This window comes from Nocardia sp. CS682 (genome assembly GCF_004634405.1).
GTDB lineage: Bacteria > Actinomycetota > Actinomycetes > Mycobacteriales > Mycobacteriaceae > Nocardia > Nocardia ninae.
Genome location: NZ_CP029710.1, coordinates 6,272,598 through 6,289,824, shown reverse-complemented (window position 1 = coordinate 6,289,824; position 17,227 = coordinate 6,272,598). Strand labels below are relative to the sequence as shown.

Below are 17,227 nucleotides of genomic sequence, written 5' to 3'. Positions count from 1 at the left end.
TCCTGCGGCGGGCTGACGCGGCGGCGCGGGAGGGAGCGGGGTGGCCGCGCGGCACGCTTCTCATCGTGGCGTGGCGCGTTCAAAAGTCGCGTGCCGGAACGGGTTTGTTCACCGTCCCTTCAGCAGTTCACCCAAATGTAAGGTCGGCCGGATCGGCGACGGCGGGCAGACTCACCGTCACCACCAGCCCGTGCGGCTGCGCCGATTCGACGAACAGCAGCCCGTCGTGCTGCGCCGCCAAGGTGGCGGCGATCGGCAGTCCCAGCCCCGATCCACCGGTCGTCGCCTGCGCGCCGCGGAAGAATCTCGTTGTGAGCAGGTCGATTTCCTCCGGGGACACTCCGGCCCCGGTGTCGGCGATCGACACCACGACCGACTCGGCTTCCCGGTCGACGGTGACCGTGGTGCTCGCGCCCGCCCCGGCATAGCGCGCCGAATTGCTCAGCGCCACATCGAGAATCTGGGCGAGCGCACTGCTGGGCACACCCGTTTCCGCCGTCGTGACCAGCGATTGGAAGGTAAGCGTGATATCGGCGCGAACGTAGGCGTCGTGCCAGGCACCGACCCGGTCCGCAGCCACCCCGACCGCATCGCACCCGGCGGCAGACGGGCCGACCTGCTTGTCTTGTTCGGCGTCGGCGACCGCGGCGGTCAGCAACCCGTCGAGCAGCTCGGTCAGCCGGTCCACCTCGCTCACCACACTCACGAAGGTGGCGGCGGCCCGGTCCTCGGCGAGCATCGGCTGTAGTGCCTGGAGCCGAACCGCAAGCGCCGCAAGCGGATTACGCAGGGAGTGCGCGGTGTCGACCACATGCCGACGCTCAGCGGCGGCCAACGCGGCCACCGCCCGCGTCACCGACTCGACACCGGCCGCCAGCTGCAGGATCTCGGGCGGGCCTTCGCTCATCGGCGCTTGCCGCCGGGGCGGGCCGCGGTGCACCGGCAGGGTCGAGGTGAGCGCGTCGACCTCGCGCAACAGCCCGGACACCGGGCGCAGGATCCAGCCCGACACCAGCAGCGCCAGACCGGAGACCAACAGCAGCGCGGTCGCGGTGACGCAGGCCAGCTGCGTCCACCGGACCAGGATGTCGATGCGGGTCTGCGAGGTCGACACGTCGATCACCACAACACCACCGGACTGTGGCGGCGTGCCGATCGGCTGCGCGACCAGCAGCGGCTCGGTGTTCCACGGATACAGCGGGCGCGGCATCTCGAGCCAGTGCCGTTCGCGGGCAGCGGCACGCACTCGCGGGTCGGCGAAGTCCATGCCGAGACTGCACAGCACCGTGCCGTCGGCGCCGAGAATGAGCACGCCGTTGCTGGTGCTGTCGCGGTAGTTCTGCGCTTCCTCGCACAGGCTCGTCGGTGTCGTCGCGGCCAGCACGCCGAACCGGCTGGCATCCTGCACCCGGTCGATGACCAGCCCGCGAGTCCGGCTGGTGGCCAGTTCGTTGGCGATGCCGACGGCGAAGACGATCATGCAGAGTGTGGCCAGCGCGGTGAACGCGGTTACCAGCCGAGCGCGCACGCGGCGAGCCTCTCAGCGCGCCCAGCGATAACCGAAGCCGTGGATCGTGACGATCAGCCCGGGCCGGTTCAGTTTGGCGCGCAGCGCGCCCATGTGAACATCGAGTGAACGAGAGGTCGCCGCGGTTTTCTCACCCCAGACCTCGGTGAGAATCTTGTCCCGCCCCACCGCGACGCCGGACTGCTCGGCCAGCACCCGGGCGACGGCGAATTCCTTCTGCGTCAACGAAATCGGCTGCCCGGCCACCTCGACCGAGCGCGCCGCCAGATCCATGGTGACATCGCCGGTGACCACGACCGACGAGTCCGGTTCGGTGGCCCGCCTGCGCCGCACCACCGCTTCGAGGCGCGCGACCAGCTCGCCGACCCGCGGCGGTTTGACCATGTAGTCGTCGGCGCCGGCCCGCAGGCAGGACACGACGGCGACCTCGTCGCCTTCGGCGGTGAGCACGACCACGGGGACGTCGCTGACCTTACGTAGTTGGCGCAGCACGAGATAGCCGTTGAGGTCGGGCAAGCCGAGATCGAGGATGACCGCGTCGTAGGCGGTGTGCGAAGTCAGGAGGTCGAGCCCGAGGCTCAGATGGTCGACCGAGCCGAAGCCATGTGCCCGCAGTCCGTCGACGACGGCACCGGCCATCCCGGCATCGTCCTCCACCACTACCACACGCAGCACCCAAGCCCTTTCCCGCAATCCACCACCGGGAATGAGATTACCGTAGGCGCAAAAGGACTCGGTCGTTACGTCATGCGGTGGCTTGCGGGGCGGTGGGCCTTGCCCCGTTCCCGAGCAGTGGCGCGACGGCGACCGGCGGGTAGCCGACCCGCCGCGGCGCGGGCGGCAAGCTGGGGAAACGCCTGCGCAGGCCGCCGAGTTGCCGATAGACCTCACGCAGTTCCTCGTGCAGCGCGCCGAGTTCCTCGTGCAGCCGCTCGGCTTCGTCCACGAGATTCCCCCAGAACAGCCGGCCTTGCTCGAGCTGCGCGCGCTCGGCACGCGAGCGCGCCAGGGTTTCCTCCGCCGAGGTGCGCGACGGGCCACGGCGCGCCGCGGTGGCACGGCGGTTGGTGCGATGGGTGGCAGTACTGGGTTCGGTATTCCGCATGGCAGATCCCGGCCTTTCGGTAAGTATCCGGACACAATTATGCGCACAATTCCGAATTCGTCAATCGAACCGATGTAATTTGCATCGACTTAGGCATCACAGAGAAATTGTTGAGAATCTTAAGAAACCATTTAGAAGTCGGCATACCCGTGAAGTTCCTTGAGAAATAACGCAGCTACCTGGACAAACGGCGACAGCAGACGGCACGGGCTCCGCCTGCGAACATTATTTAACGTGGCAGCTACTGAAGATAAATGCATGCTAGAAAAGAAGGGTGTCAATGCCCCCGGTAATCACCGGACGCGCTACCGGCTTCGCTGCGCCGAGTTCGATTTCCGAGCGAGCACACTGGCGACGAGCATAACGACGACAACAGCCGCGATCACCCCGATCGTGGCGAGCAGACCCTCGCGATAGCCGGCGACAAACGCGTTGCGGACTGCGACGGCGAGCGGGACACCGAGGTGATCCCCCGCGATGTTGATTGCTCGCACTCCATCGCCGACCGGATCGCGTCCGATGGCCGAGCCACCGATGGCGAGCACGTCGGCGGGCACCACGAAGCGCGCCTGATAGCCGCGATCGACGAGTCCGCCGACGATCGCCACCCCGAGCAATCCACTGAGCTGAACGAGCATCAGCTGTGCGCCCCATGGGATGCCGGTGCGCGAGGCCGGATGCACCGCGCTCACCACCTCCAGCGCGATGCCGAGCACCAGGGCGCAGCCCAGGCCCGTCACCGTCACCATGGCGACGAGCGGGACGAGGTCACCGGGCTCCCCCGCGGTCAGGCCGATGGCGAGCCCGTCCATGATCGCGGTCGAGCCGATGATCACTGCGGCGACGACGCACCCCGCACGCTGCAGTGCCGCACCCACTTTCGCACCGATCGCGGTGGCGAGGCAGGCGGGCACGAACAGGGCCACCCCCGCGACCACCGGCACCCGGCCGCCGAGCACCTGGAGATACTGAATGACCAGGAAAACCATGCCGAACATCGCCAGGATCGCCCCGCCGAGCGCGAGCATGACCAGCCGCACGCGCGGCTCGGCACTCAGCAGCCAGTCGTGCGGCAGCGAACCGCCGCGCCGAATTGCCGCCGCTACCACCGCGAGCGCCACGCCGGCGCCGAGCGCGATCGCGAATCCCTGAGATGTCCAGCCCCACTTGGGCGCCTGGTACAGAGCGAGTGCGAGCAGTCCACCGGACAGCGTCATGGTGAGCACAGCGGGCCAGTCGACCGGACTCTCCGGGTCCGCCGGGACAGCAGGGAGTATCACGAGCACCCCGACGAACACGAGCAGATTCGCGGTCACCACCCCGGCCATCGCGTGTGGCCAGTACACCTGGTTCAGCACCACCGCGGTGACGAACAGCGTCATCATCACCCCGGCCGAGGAGCAGCCTGCCCACACCGTGACGGCTCGCGCCCTACGGCTTCCTTCGCCGTATACGAGCACCACCATCGCCAGCGTCGCAGGCAGGATGGCCGCGGCACCCACGCCCGTGACCGTTCGTGCGATGAGCAAGCCGATCGGGTTCTCCGCACAGGCCAGATGGAGCACGGCGCCTACGACATACACCAGATAGCCGCCGACAATGACCCGCTTGGCGCCGAGTCGGTCGGCGAGCGCACCGCCGACCAGCAGGAGCCCGACATACGCCAGCGTGTGCGCCGCCGGCAGCCACAGCGAGATCGCCATGTCGGGCCGATGCCCCAACTGCCGCAACAGCGTGTGGACCGCGATGCTCTGCATCGCGGTGTCGTAACTGATCATGAACGCGGCGGCGCACAGGGTCAGCAGCGTAAGGCGACGACGCCGGCGACTCAGGCGCATCGGTTCGCCCCGCGTGCTCGCCGCGTCGGTGGCGTCGGCGAGCGGGTCCATATCCAGTGTCATCACGTGCCCTTTGTCCAACCCCGGACATCAGATGTCCAACCCCGGACATCAAACTACCGGGTCGGTCGTCCGGTGGATGACCAACGGGGGCAATCCCGCCAGCCGACGGCTCGACAGCAGCTCGCTTACCTCTTCCCGGCTGAGCAGTCCCTCGGAAACCACGATGTCGGAGATCATTTCGCCGGTCGCCAAGGCCCGCTCGGCCACTTGCGCACACGCCTTGTAGCCCAGGCGCGGCGCCAGCGCGGTGACCACCCCGATGGAATTGTGCACGCCGTCGGCGAGATGCTGACGGTTGGCGGTGATGCCCGCGATGCAGTCGGTGGTCAGGGTGTCGACGGCGGCACTGAGATGGCTCAGCGACTTCAGCATGCTGTAGGCGATGACCGGTTCGAACGCGTTGAGCTGGAGCTGCCCGGCCTCGGCCGCCATGGTGACGGTCAGGTCATTGCCGATCACCTCGAAGGCCACCTGATTGACCAGCTCGGGGATCACCGGGTTCACCTTGCCCGGCATGATCGACGAGCCTGCCTGCACCGCAGGCAGATTGATCTCGCGCAGGCCGGCCACCGGGCCGGACGAGACCAGCCGCAGATCATTGCAGATCTTGGACAGCTTCACCGCGACCCGCTTGAGGATGCCCGATACCTGGACGAAGGCGCCGCAGTCCTGCGTCGCCTCGATCGGGTCGGCCGCCGGGACGACCGGCTCACCGGACAGCTCGGCCAGGTAGCGGCAGGCCAGCTCCGGATAGTCGGGGTGCCCGTTGATTCCGGTGCCGATGGCGGTGCCGCCGAGGTGGCACTCCAGCAGCAGCAGGCAGCCCTCGGCGAGCCGGGTCCGGTCTTCGCGCACCATGGTGGCGTAGGCGGCGAACTCCTGGCCGAGGGTCATCGGCACCGCGTCCTGCAACTGGGTGCGCCCCATCTTGATCACGTCGGCGAATTCGGCTGCCTTGCGGTCGAACTCGTCAGCAAGGCCGCCCAGGACCACGCTCAGGGCGCGCAGATGGGTCACCAGACTCAGCTTGATCGCGGTCGGGTAGACGTCGTTGGTGGATTGGCCGAGGTTCACGTGCGTCAGCGGATCGAGTTCGGCGTAATTGCCGCGCTCGAAGCCGAGGATCTCCAGTGCCCGGTTGGCGATTACCTCGTTGGCGTTCATATTCGACGAGGTGCCCGCGCCGCCCTGGATGAGGTCGATCGGGAACTGAGCGAGCAATTCCCCGTTTCGCAATTCGGTGCACGCGGCGATGATGGCAGCGGACCGACGCTCGTCGAGCAGGCCGAGATCGCGGTTGGCCTGGCACGCAGCCTGTTTCACCATGGCCAGCGCAGCGATCAGTGCGGGGTAGGTACTCATGGCCGAGCCCGTGACGCGAAAGTTCGCCATCGCCCGTGCGGTGTGGACACCGTAATAGGCCGCGGCGGGTACGGCGAGCTCGCCCAGCGAGTCCTTTTCGATACGTGTTGCTACATCCATCGATGCCTCCGTTGTTCGTGCTGTTCATCGTTCGTTCACCACCACGTGCGGGCGCGCACGGCATTGGCCCGGTCCACCAAGGCGAACCGGGCCCAGCGGTCCGGCGTCGCGAAAGCGAGTTCGCGTAGGGCCGCTTCTACCCCGTCACGCAGGCCGCGCTCGGTGTAGGGATGGCCGAGGACCCTGTCGCAGTGCGAGTTCGGCGTGCCGCCCGCGCACAGCCACGCGAGTGCGCTCTGCAGGACCGCGGCTCGTAGTTTCAGGACGCGCCGTTCCGCGGGCAACGTTGTCAGGGCGTCCGCCGCCTCGTCCAGCAGTTCCTGGGTTAGGTCGGTGAGCGGCAGGTCGGCCAGCAATTGTGCGAAGGCACGGCGCGCGATGTCATTGTGCGGCAATGCGGTTCGGACCTGCCGAAGGATACCGATCGCTGCGAGCGGGGCACCGCCGCGAAGCTCCTGCCTGGCCAGCCCGAACGCCGCGGCGGCCACGGTGTGGTCGGTCCGCCACACCTCGCGGTAGTTGTCGGTGGCGAGCCGGTGCCAGTCCTGCCGTAGTGCCTCGTCAGCCTCGTCGTCGGCGGATAGCTCCGCCGTCGCCGCCAACGCGAGCAGTGGCATGAGCTCACCCGGCACCACTGCGCTGACCTCGCCGAAACTCTTGTACGCCTGCGCGAGTCGGTCGGTGGTCAGCGCCGTGATCGCGTCGTACCAGTCGATTCGCCAGCCGGAATCGTCGGAGTCGAGCAGCGGGATCGGCAGCGCGGCGGCGAGATCGGCAGCCGTGAACCGGTCGTAGCCACGGAAATCGCCGCGCACGGAACCGAATACCGCCGAGACATGCGGATCGTCGCGAAACCCGTGGTGGGCACGCACCATTCGCAGCACACCGCGGAGTTGCCCGGACAGCGCCGCCACCGTGGGGAAGCGCCGGGCGGGGTCCTCGGCGGTCGCCCGGTCGAGCAGCCGCGCGAAAGCCGGGTACCGGCGCAGGATCGGCGAGTCGGTCGGCAGCGGGTCGGTGGGTTTACCGGGCAGGGTGAGTGCCGCCAGCGTCCGGCCGACGGTGTAGATATCGGACGCTACCGTCGGCCCCGTGCTCGTCACCTCCGGCGCCTGATATCCGGGAGTGCCGTACAGGCTCCCGCCGGAGTGCAACGCGGAGACCGCGCCGAGATCGATCAGTTTCACCGCGTCCTGACCGGCCATGATGTTGGCCGGTTTGAGGTCGTTGTAGGCGAGTCCGAGGGTGTGGATATAGCCGAGTGCGGGCAGGATCTCCAGCACGTAGGCGATCGCATCGGCGACCGGAAGCGGTTCGGGCGCTTGCTGTTCCAACACCACGTCGAGGGACCTGCCGCCGACGTACTCCATGACGATGTAGCCGCCCGCGGTGCCGTCGCTGCCCCGGTGGGTGACGAAGTTGTAGATCTCGACGATGCTGGGATGGGCGAGTTCGGACAGGAACTGCCGTTCCACCAGCGCCGTCACGTGAGCGTCGATGTCCTGCGGATTCTGTAATCCCTTGAGCACCACCCAGCGCCCGCCTACCCGCCGGTCCTTGGCCAGGAACACCCAGCCGATCCCGCCGTAGGCCAGGCAGCCCTTGACCTCGTACTGGTCGGCGACCACGTCGCCTTCGCGCAGGGCGGGCCGGAAGCTGAACGGAGCCCCGCACCGCCCGCAGGTGCCGCGCAACGGACCGGGTCCGTGCTGATCATGGCGGCCGACCGGGCGACCGCACTTCCAGCAGAATCGCTTGTGCTCGGCCACTTCCCGGATTTCCAGCATCGGCACGTCGGTTTCGGTCGGACGTACCTTGGTCCCGCCCCGCACGTTGTTCGTCATGGCTGGTCGGCGCGGCGTCCCGACGCTGCTCGAGGCGTCGAAATGCCGTGGGACCTAACGGTTGTCATGATTCGGCCTTCCCGCCCAACAATCATGCCGGTGTTCAATGGAACATACCGCCATGTGATGGCACACACAAGAGGTCGTGGGCTGAACCGTGCCGACCTCCCGCTATCGATGTCGCGGCGATTCAACCAGCCACCACCCCGGCGAGCAGCAGCAACGGACAGCACCGGGGACACTGTTCACCTGTGGTTTCCTGGAGGCATGGCGAAGGAAGCGGAGTTGACCATCAGCGATCTGGCCGAGCGGTCGGGGATGACGGTGCGGACGCTGCGCGACTACAACGAGCGCGGCCTGCTGCCGCCGCCGAAGATGAAGGGCCGCACCGGCTTCTACGGGCCCGAGCACCTCGACCGGATTCGGATCGTGGAACGGCTGGTGGAGCGCGGCATCACGCTGAACGGGGTGCGCGGACTGCTCGAAGCCTGGGATCGCGGCCAGGATCTGGCCGACGTGCTCGGCGTCGCTGCCCCGGTCAGTCCGGCACCGCCACAGGACGCGACACCGGACGGACTCATCGCCGCCGCCGACCTCGCGGACCGATTCGCCGCCGCCCCTGACGGTTTGGCCCGATCGGTGGCGGCCGGGCTGTACGAACCGGTCGATCCGGGCACCTACCGGGTGGCCGAGCCCGCCCTCCTGGAGGTCTTCGAGCAGCTGCTCGACGCCGGAGTGAGCACCGATCGTGCGCTCGATGAAGTGGAGCAGCTGCGCCTGGACTGCGACCATATCGCGCGGCAGTTCACCGATATCTTCGTACGCACCGCGGTCCGGCAGTTCCAGCGCTCGCATCGCACCGCGCCGGATACGGAAACCCTTGCTGCACAGCTGGATTCGGTTCGCACGCGGCCCGCCACGATCACCGCGACCGTGGTCGGCAGATTAGTGGAGCGCTATGTCGGATCGGTAGTCAATCGCGAGTTCCCCGGCATGTTCTCGCCCGGAACATGATCCGTTCACCTTCCACCGAAACTCTGGTCTGTGCCGCGAAATTGTGGTACCTACATTGGAACCACTTACCGGCGTTGATATTTCGCCGAACCTGGACGCAATGAAGGTGAGGCGAGTAACTTGGCGGAAACAATAATTGTCGACCCCGCACATGTGCGCGCAGGCGGCACGGAATTGATCGCGGCGAAGGCCGCATTCGAGACCACCATGAATACCCTGTCGGAAGCCATCGGCTCGCACGGGCCGGAAACATGGGGCAAGGATTCCTACGGCAAGGAGTTCGCCGACGGCGAGAAGGGTTACCGCAGTTCCCGGAACAACCTGCTGAGCGGTGGCCGGGAAATGGTGCAGACGGTCGAAGAATTCGGCAACGGATTGATCCGGGCCGCGAACAGCTCCGAGTCCGCCGATGTCGGCAATTCCACCGCATTCTGAGCGACGCCGATGTCGCTGCATTGGCCGGAGGAACTGCGTTTCCTGACCTACGTGGTCGGCCAGGCGTGGCCGGACGGCGACGAGGACCGCATGTTCGCCATGGCCCAGGCCTGGTTGACTGCCGCCGAAGACCTGGAACAGCAGGTACTTCCGGTGCTCCGCACGGCGGAGGGGCGCACCCTTGGCGGGTACGAATCCGGTGCGGGCCGGGAGCAGATCAGGTCGGCGTTGCAGCAGTTGCAGGCCGGTGATCATTCGGTCGAACGGCTCATCGCGGACTTCCGGCAGGTCGGCGGCTCCACCCGCAACGCGGCGACCACGCTGGAAGCCACCAAACTGATGACCATCTTCGCGACCACGATGCTGGCCGCGCAGATCGCGGGGGCGTGGCTCTGGCCGCCGACCGCGCCCGCCGTCGAGGCCGCGGCGATCGGTGCTACCCGTGCCTCGCTGTATCGGGTGAGCAATCGGGCGCTCGCGGCGCTCGGCAACCTTCCGCACGTGGGCGAATACCTGGTGAAGACGCTCAGGTATCTGCCTCGGCTCACCGACGAACCGGGGCGCATCGCCGGGCTGGTCGCGAAGTACCCGACGGCGCTGACCGCGAAGGCGACCCCCGGACTATTCAAGGCCTTCGTCGACGCCGGTTTTCGTGCGAGCACCGCGCGCACCCTGGCCGGACTCCCCGCCGACGCGGTGCAATTCCTCATCTCGAAGGCGACGAACAATCTCATCTGGGCCGGCGGCCTCGACGCCACCATCCAGGGCATCCAGATGTCTAAGGGGCATCGCGACGAGTTCAACGCCACCCAGTTCGGGATGTCGGTCGCCGCCTCCACCGGCGGCTGGTACGCGGGTGCACTCGTCGCGACCAACGTGAGCAAGTACGGTGCCCGGTTCCTGACCAGCCGGGGCAAGGACCCGACGGCAGGGGTGTGGGGCGCGGGGCTCGGCCTGGTGTCCGGCACGGTGCCGACGGTCGTCGCCACCCTGGTGGGTGGTGGAATCGCGATGGGGTTCACCGGGTCGTTCGACCCGACGATGGGGCTCATCGGGGCGCTGGCGAGCAATTCGTTGATCGGTACGCCGCGTGGGTATATCGGCATGCGCGGGCAGGAGCCGGCGGCGACCAGGGGCGATGATGTTGTGGCAGCATCGAGTCCAGCGCGGGCGGGCCTGGGGACCGGCGGCGATGGTCCGGCGGCCAGTCGGCCACTCGCATCCTCGGACGAACTGATCGCACAGATTCGGGCACGGGATGACCAGGGGTATCAGGCGGCACGGGCCCAGGACCGGGCAGCGTCGCGCGAGGCCACACCGGAGAGCGGACCGGTCAATCGACGGGCCCATCGTGACGCGCATGTCAACGAACAACGCAGCCAGATAAAGGAACTCGCCGATTCGCGGCGGGCGGTGCTCGATGCGGAACTGCAAAACGTCCGGGCACGGGATCGAGCGGCGGCGACACCGGACGACCCGGCCGCGCTCGATGCCGTTCTGCAGACCCGGCTTCGGATGGACGAAGCCGTCGACGCCGATGCCGTGACCAGGGCGCGCATCCAGAATCGGTTGGCAGCTGATGACCAGCAGGGCGGTGTGGTGGAAACCGGGCTGCCGTTACCGACGCGGTCGAGCACGGATGTCGAGCAACCGCTGCCGTCGCGCTCGAGTTCTGATGGTGAAGGTGCGATCAATTCCGCTACTGAGCAACGCATTTCGTCCGACGATGGCCAGCCGCGCGCCTCGGGACGGAGCCAGGCGGACAGTGAAAGCGCCGACTCCCCCGGGAACTCCGAGGGCAACAACTCCGGCAGGGGCGCAGACGGCAGCGCCTCCGCCAAAGACCGCGGCGGCAGCGCTTCCGTCAGGGACTCCGACGGCGGCGACGCGACGCGCAGCCGGGCCTCGAGCTCGGGTGCACGGGCGCAGGGCGAGGAATCCGAGATCAGGGCGGCGTCGCCCACCGGGTCCGGGCATGACCGCAGGTCTTCGAACGCCGACTCGGCCGATAATGTGGCCGCGCGCAACGACATCGAGCACAGCCCAGGCTCGGCGGCACGTGCCGAGGACCCGACGGTGGCGACATTGCGGAGCAAACTGGCCGCGGCCGACGCGCACCTCACGACGCTGCGCGAAGCCGACAGTCGGGTCGACAGGGCGTACAAGAGCGCGGTCGGCAAGGGACTCAACGATCTGGTCGAACAGCGCGGCAACCATCGAAACACCCTGGCCGACCTCAAATCCGCCAGGGAAGCGACCAACACCGACCTGCGCCAAGCGCGCACCAACCACGACAGCGCGTCCGTCGAGCAGCGTCCCACCCAGCGGCAACGGATCAACGATCTCGAAAGCACGCTGAAGACTCAGGACCGCGCGATCGAAGACCAGACCGCGCACCTGGCCATCGCCGACCAGCAGGTCGCCAGGGCGAGCGCCGACCTCGACGCGGCGCTCAGCGCCCGCGAGCGCGCGATGGCCGACGTGCGCAGGTCCATGACCGAACTCGAAGACGCCGGGCGTGCGGCGGCGGCGGCGAGTGCCGCACACCCCGCCGACCCCGGCCGCACCGAGACGGCGCACCCCTTCGCCCACCAGGAGCAGCTGCAGCGCGATATCGATCAGCGCCGCAACGACCTCGACTCTGCGAACGCCAACCACGAAGAGCTCACGCGGGCGTCCGGGGCGGCCGAGCGCAAGCTGGAGCGACAACTCGCCGACTTCGAGACGAGCATCCGCACCGAACGGACCATGCTCGACGGCGGCTACATGAGTGGAAAGCCGAAGTCCAGGAAACTGCCGCTCGACCACGGCATGCCCGACCCGTTCACCGCGCTGCCACCACCCAGTTACGACTTCTGGCGGCAAGGGGGAACAAGGTGAACGACAGCCGAAGCCTGAACCCGAGAAACCCGGCGGGCCAGCGGAAACCTGCCCCTGCGATTCCGGAGACCCCGATGCCCACCGAAAGCCATGACCAAGCCCCCGCTATGGCGCAGGGAGAGTCGGATAGTCCCGATGTGGCCTTCACGCTGATCACCGAGTTCGGTGATGGCACAACCATTCCCGCGCCGGCTACCGGGTCCGCTCCATCAGCGGGCGCTCCCCCCGCGGCACTCGCGCCCCCGGCCCCCACGCCCACGGCCCTCGCGCCCAGTCCTGCTTCCGCACCCGCGCCCACCTCCCCCATGACCGGCACACTCACGTCATCTACGACCGCCGTTTCACCCCTGATCACCCCGCCGCCTCCACCCATGGTCTTCGCCCCTACGTCCCCTACGATCGGCACGCCCGCGTCACCATCGACTGCCGCGCCCAGTTCGCTGACGACCGCTACGCCCAGCTCACCTGTGACCGCGACGCCCACCTCACCGATGACCGCCACGCCCACCTCACCCATGACCGCCACGCCCGAACCCGCCACTGCACCAGCACCAACCGAGGAACACGCGGCCGAAATGCGTCGATCCGCGGACCAGCTCGCGGCCGCCATCACCGACCTGCTGTTACCGGCGGCCCCGCCGCGGTGGGAACAGTTGCGGCTGGGGTTCTCGGTGACGGTGGCCGCGGTGTCGGGCGATGCGGTATTCCTGGTCGACGACGCGCCTGTCGTCGTCGAAATACCGGCGGAGGCAGCCGAACTGGTTCAGACGCTGCGCGCGGTGACAGTGCTGCCGGGCGTGCGGGCGTGGTGGCAGGTGCACTTGGTTCGCGATCGAATAGGCACTACCAGTTGTGAATTCGGGTACGGCGATGTCGCGTTTCCGGTCGACCGGCTTCTCCCGACCGCCGCCTACCGGGCCGATCTGGAGCACTTTCCGCGCGAGCGACTGCCGGTGTGGCTGGCCGGACGGCTGCGGGTCGAGGCCGGCGCGCACCAGTTGCCGCAGGCGCTGTCCCAAGCCCGGATCGACAGCGCGCCCGCGACGCCCGTCCGGTTCCTGACGGCGCAGACGGTGTGGGCGCGGTGGGCGACGGTGGCGGCAGCGGCGGTGGCGATCGGTACCGAGTGGGGTCCTCGAATAATCGGAGCCACAGCGGTTTTCGAGGGCACCGACGGCAGCGGCTCAACCCTGCAGCTACTCCCCCGCGGCCGGGCGGTGCTGTCCGGCGGGCTGTGGAACGCGCCGGAGCTGGACGCGGCCTACAACGACGGCGCGCAGCTGCCGCAGTACTTCGCGGGTGTCCCGGACTGGCTCGACAGCTCGGTCCTGAACCACCGCGCGTTCACCGCACAGCTGTCGTTCTGCTACTGGTGGGACGGCACGGACTGGTCGAGCGGACAGTCACCAATGCCGACCACCGTCGGCGCGGCGATCCCCGGAGTGTGGACACCGGCGACGGTGGTCGACATCGTGTGCGCGGTACTCGGCGCCTCGGCCGCTCGGACCGCAGTCGAGGATCTGCTAGCTGCCGCCGAGTCCGGTTCGGTGACAAGAGACTTGGCTGTGGCAGCCTTTACCACCGATGAGCACACCGACGTGCCGGGCGCCTGGTCCCAGCTCGCGCTGGCCGGACTCACCGGCTGAACCAGGATACGCCCGCTGAGCTCAGCGCAGATGCTCACGCAGCGACGAGATCGCATCGAGCATCCCGTCCAGATTCGGCGCCGCACCGTGGTCGATCGAGATGGGCGCGACGATTTCCTGTGCCCGCTGAGCGATTTCACGCACCGCCTGCTGTGAGGCCTCGGTGACTGCTGCCGCGATCTCGTCATAGGTCAGATCTTTGACGCCCGCGCCGAACTTGATGTCGATGGCGATCCCGTCCGCGTTCACCGTGACGCGGACCCGGCGGCGTTGCGCCCAGCCGGTGGCGACGAGTTGCGCGCATTCTTCCTGCACCTGCGTCACCTGCGCCATCTTGGCCTGGAATTCGGTGACGGCACTGGCGAATTCGTCATCCATCGAAGTAGTTCCTTCCACACGCGGGCCGCGTATTGCTCAACGGTCCAGGATTCGGTTGCTCTTACCGCGCGACTCGCCTGCGTCGCGCTTCGCGGGTGGTGTCAGCGGCGCTCGCGTCGGTTCGGGCAGCTGGGCGCGTAGTGCGAGCAGCTCCTCGGGCAGCTCCATCATCGACGGCAGCCCCATCCGCATCGCCGCGAGCGGACCCATCAGTTCCTTTTTCTTCCGTTCGACCTCAGCAGCCGCCGTCTGCGCCGCCTGCACGGTGGCGCGGGCGATCTGCCCGTAGCTCAGCTCGTCGATGCCTTCGGCATACACCGTCTCCATGATGGATCCGGAGGCGTTGACCACCACGGTGATCCGGCCGTACTCCACGGTCGCCGACGCGGTCAATGCGGCACTGGCGGAGCGTATGTCGGTCATCTTGCCGAGCGCACCGACAACGGCGTCCATGAAATCGATCGCATCGCTTGCTGCGCGCTGGTTCTCCGGTCGAATCATGCCTGCATCGCCTCCGCCATCACGTCCACCAATCCCTCTGACTCCACCTGCAACCCGGCATAGCGCTCTAGGTATGCCGTCACTTCCGCGGGGTCCTGCTGATCTTCGGCATCGGGCAGCAATACCAGGAACCGCGTTGGGTTCGGTTCCGCGTCGCCGACCAGCGCGACCAGTTGCCCACCGCGTATCCGCAGCACCAGCAACGGGTTTTCGCCGTCGGGCACGTCGGCGAAGGCGGCTTTCACCGCCCACTCCAGGTCGCTGATGGCGATGTCCACCCAGCCGATCGGCACGCTGGATCCCATCGACGGCCAGGTCTGCGGATCCACCGACACCAGCGCGGGTTTCGGCCATGGCCTGCGCCGATCGAGCTCGGCGACCAAGCGATGCACGAAGTCCAGGATCTCGTCCTTGGTGAATCCGCCGGCGAGTTCGACCGCCAGCTCGGGTAGCACCCCTGCCGTAACCACCTGTGCAAGTGCCGGATAGAACTCCTCCACCTTCGCGAGATAGCTGATCCGGTCGATCAGGTCCGTTGCCGCGTCGGCGATGATCTCCGCGCCGGACAGATCTTGCACGTGCGCCATGGACGCGCAGAGCTGGACCACCAGGTTCGGCTCATCCAGTTCGGGAGCGAACTCTGTTGCCGCACTGTCGGTCTCGGTGACTGCGAACCCGTCCAGGGAGAACGGACGGTCCACCGCGGCCAGCGCGGCACTGTCGGGGTAGGCGTCGCCGGTGTCGTGCCGATAGCGCAGATACAGGTCGACCTCGGCACTGCTGAGACCGGGCCGGTCGGCGTCACCCGGCACGCCCTCGACGTAGCCGACCTCCCAGTCCAGCATCGCCGCGATCTGGTCCGCCGAGAGCAGTCCGTCCGGCATCGGCTCGTCGGCGGGGGCGAATCCTGGGTCGGCCGTGACGGCACCGACCAGGGTCACCCGCAGTTCCTCCGGCGCTGTCACGCAGTGACCGTTGTCGTCCACCAGCTCCGGCCGAATGACCACGCAGGCGCCGCCGACTGCCACCACCAGTGCACCATCGGCATACTTGCCCACAATTCGTGGCATCGCACTTCCTTCCTTTTGCGTGCCTGCCCTCACCCGGCGGCGACGATGTCCCGCGCGATCAGGGCCGACTGCCGGTCGAGCATCGGTCCGCCCGGCAGCTGGCTGACGATCTGCCACGGCGCGAATTTCGGCTTGGTGAGCCCGAGTACGGCAGCCGTCGCGGTGTCGGGGATGCCGAACCGCACTCCGGTGTCGGTGACGTAGAACAAGGCGTCGCGCCGGGTGCTGTCCGGCTCGATCCCGGTCACCTGGATGAATTCACCGGTGGACGCGGGCAGGTACGCGGCGTTGGCGCCGGTACTCGCCACGAGCGTCATCGGCGCGGCCCCGTCGGCCAGCGGCAAGCTGCTGCCGAGCAACACCTGCAACTGCGCGGCCTGATCGCTGTCCGCACGCGTCCAGGAGACGCATGCCACCGGATCGGCGTCGGCGGAGACGATGGTCAGGTCATCACCGGGAAACTGGTCGACCGGCAAGCTGTCGACCACCGGAATACCCCTGATCGCATCCGGTGAGAGTTTCGGAATCGCGGTGAGCCCCATGGAGTTCGCGGTCCGCAACACTCGCGCGGTGAATTCCGAGATCTGCTGAACACCCTCGGCGAGCACAACATACGGAGCCGAACCGGTGACACCGTGGACCCTGATCACCGAACCGATGGGAAACTCTCCACCCCGCACCGCACTCGGCTCACCCGCCCGCGGGATCACCGGCACCGCGAGATCGGGGACCGCCACGCTGGCGTTGAGCAGGCCCGTGCCGATCGGTCGTGGCCGCAGGGCACGCAGTTGCGGCAGCGCCGAAATGATCGCGTCGTTGTTCTTGTCCACCCGTGCGTGCTTGCCGTCGTAGATCAGGTAGGTCGCGCCGTTGTGTGTGGCCAGCACCGCCTCACCCGGTGCGGCACGGCGCATTTGGGCACCGAGCTGCGGTGCGCCGGCCAGGACGGTGCTGCGCAGTCCGGCGGTCGCGTCTTCGCACAACGTCCATTCCGAGCGGCTGCGGTCGGCCGGGCCGGGTAGCGCCGACGGCGCGCCGGGAATGCCGAGCAGCGGCCCGCGCGGCAGCGACGACAATTTCGCGTCCTTGACCGAGGTCGGCGATTCACCGCTGCCGGTGATCAGCCGGGCCGACGCGAGATTCAGCGCCGGATGCAATGTTCCGTCGACCACCGCATAGAGGGCGCCGGTGCCGGAACCGAGCACGATCTTCGCGTCGCCGACCTGCCCTTGCGGACGCAGAAACGACAATATCGCGCAGCCCGCGGTGACCAATACCGCCAGTACGATACCGGTGATCAGCGACCGGAATTGGATGCGCATCGGATCGTGCAGCATGCGCACATCTCGCCGCACCATCGCATGCCCGTAACGCTGGAGCAGAAAGCGATATCCATTCACCTGCGCGCGGGTAGTCAACTGGGCAGGCACCACAACTCCTTAC

At 67.7% G+C, this 17,227-nt stretch carries 14 protein-coding genes; 4 read left to right on the top strand and 10 right to left on the bottom strand.

Translation table 11 applies throughout. The features are described from left to right. Positions 1-127 precede the first annotated feature (127 nt). The 6 genes from DMB37_RS28305 to DMB37_RS28280 form a co-directional block, all read right to left on the bottom strand. A complete protein-coding gene (locus tag DMB37_RS28305; protein ID WP_135235276.1) occupies positions 128-1,528 on the bottom strand; it encodes a HAMP domain-containing sensor histidine kinase in 1,401 nt (466 codons plus the stop codon). A 12-nt stretch (positions 1,529-1,540) separates the two neighbouring features. Continuing rightward, a complete protein-coding gene (locus tag DMB37_RS28300) occupies positions 1,541-2,200 on the bottom strand; it encodes a response regulator transcription factor (protein ID WP_135237867.1) in 660 nt (219 codons plus the stop codon). A gap of 73 nt (positions 2,201-2,273) precedes the next feature. Beyond that, positions 2,274-2,633, bottom strand: a complete 360-nt coding sequence (locus DMB37_RS28295) for a hypothetical protein (protein ID WP_135235275.1) — start codon at positions 2,631-2,633, stop codon at positions 2,274-2,276. A gap of 305 nt (positions 2,634-2,938) precedes the next feature. Then, positions 2,939-4,534, bottom strand: a complete 1,596-nt coding sequence (locus tag DMB37_RS28290) for an MFS transporter (RefSeq protein ID WP_240772586.1) — start codon at positions 4,532-4,534, stop codon at positions 2,939-2,941. A gap of 48 nt (positions 4,535-4,582) precedes the next feature. Next, entirely contained in the window at positions 4,583-6,016 is a 1,434-nt protein-coding gene (locus tag DMB37_RS28285) for an aspartate ammonia-lyase (protein WP_135235273.1), read from the bottom strand. 35 nt (positions 6,017-6,051) lie between these two features. Continuing rightward, positions 6,052-7,860, bottom strand: a complete 1,809-nt coding sequence (locus tag DMB37_RS28280) for a serine/threonine-protein kinase (protein WP_135235272.1) — start codon at positions 7,858-7,860, stop codon at positions 6,052-6,054. A 267-nt stretch (positions 7,861-8,127) separates the two neighbouring features. On the opposite strand from DMB37_RS28280, the gene DMB37_RS28275 reads away from it, so the two are divergent. From DMB37_RS28275 to DMB37_RS28260, 4 genes are all read left to right on the top strand, one after another. Next, positions 8,128-8,874, top strand: coding sequence for a MerR family transcriptional regulator (locus DMB37_RS28275; RefSeq protein WP_135235271.1), 747 nt, complete (start codon positions 8,128-8,130; stop codon positions 8,872-8,874). 120 nt (positions 8,875-8,994) lie between these two features. Next, positions 8,995-9,309 (top strand): hypothetical protein, encoded by a 315-nt coding sequence (locus DMB37_RS28270; RefSeq protein ID WP_135235270.1) that lies wholly within the window; start codon positions 8,995-8,997, stop codon positions 9,307-9,309. A 9-nt stretch (positions 9,310-9,318) separates the two neighbouring features. Then, positions 9,319-12,189, top strand: coding sequence for a hypothetical protein (locus DMB37_RS28265; RefSeq protein ID WP_135235269.1), 2,871 nt, complete (start codon positions 9,319-9,321; stop codon positions 12,187-12,189). Between the two features lie 575 nt (positions 12,190-12,764). Further along, positions 12,765-13,835 (top strand): hypothetical protein, encoded by a 1,071-nt coding sequence (locus DMB37_RS28260; RefSeq protein ID WP_135235268.1) that lies wholly within the window; start codon positions 12,765-12,767, stop codon positions 13,833-13,835. A gap of 21 nt (positions 13,836-13,856) precedes the next feature. Here the strand turns inward: DMB37_RS28260 and DMB37_RS28255 are convergent, their stop codons facing one another. The 4 genes from DMB37_RS28255 to eccB are packed head-to-tail and all read right to left on the bottom strand — an operon-like array spanning position 13,857 to position 17,214. After that, entirely contained in the window at positions 13,857-14,213 is a 357-nt protein-coding gene (locus tag DMB37_RS28255; protein WP_135235267.1) for a YbaB/EbfC family nucleoid-associated protein, read from the bottom strand. Positions 14,214-14,249: 36 nt separating this feature from the next. Then, complete coding sequence (locus DMB37_RS28250; protein ID WP_135235266.1) at positions 14,250-14,714, bottom strand: YbaB/EbfC family DNA-binding protein; 465 nt, start codon at positions 14,712-14,714, stop codon at positions 14,250-14,252. Then, entirely contained in the window at positions 14,711-15,784 is a 1,074-nt protein-coding gene (locus DMB37_RS28245) for a hypothetical protein (protein WP_135235265.1), read from the bottom strand. Before DMB37_RS28245 ends, DMB37_RS28250 begins: the two co-directional genes overlap by 4 nt. Before the next feature lie 29 nt (positions 15,785-15,813). Next, entirely contained in the window at positions 15,814-17,214 is a 1,401-nt protein-coding gene (gene eccB / locus DMB37_RS28240; RefSeq protein WP_135235264.1) for a type VII secretion protein EccB, read from the bottom strand. Positions 17,215-17,227: the final 13 nt, after the last annotated feature.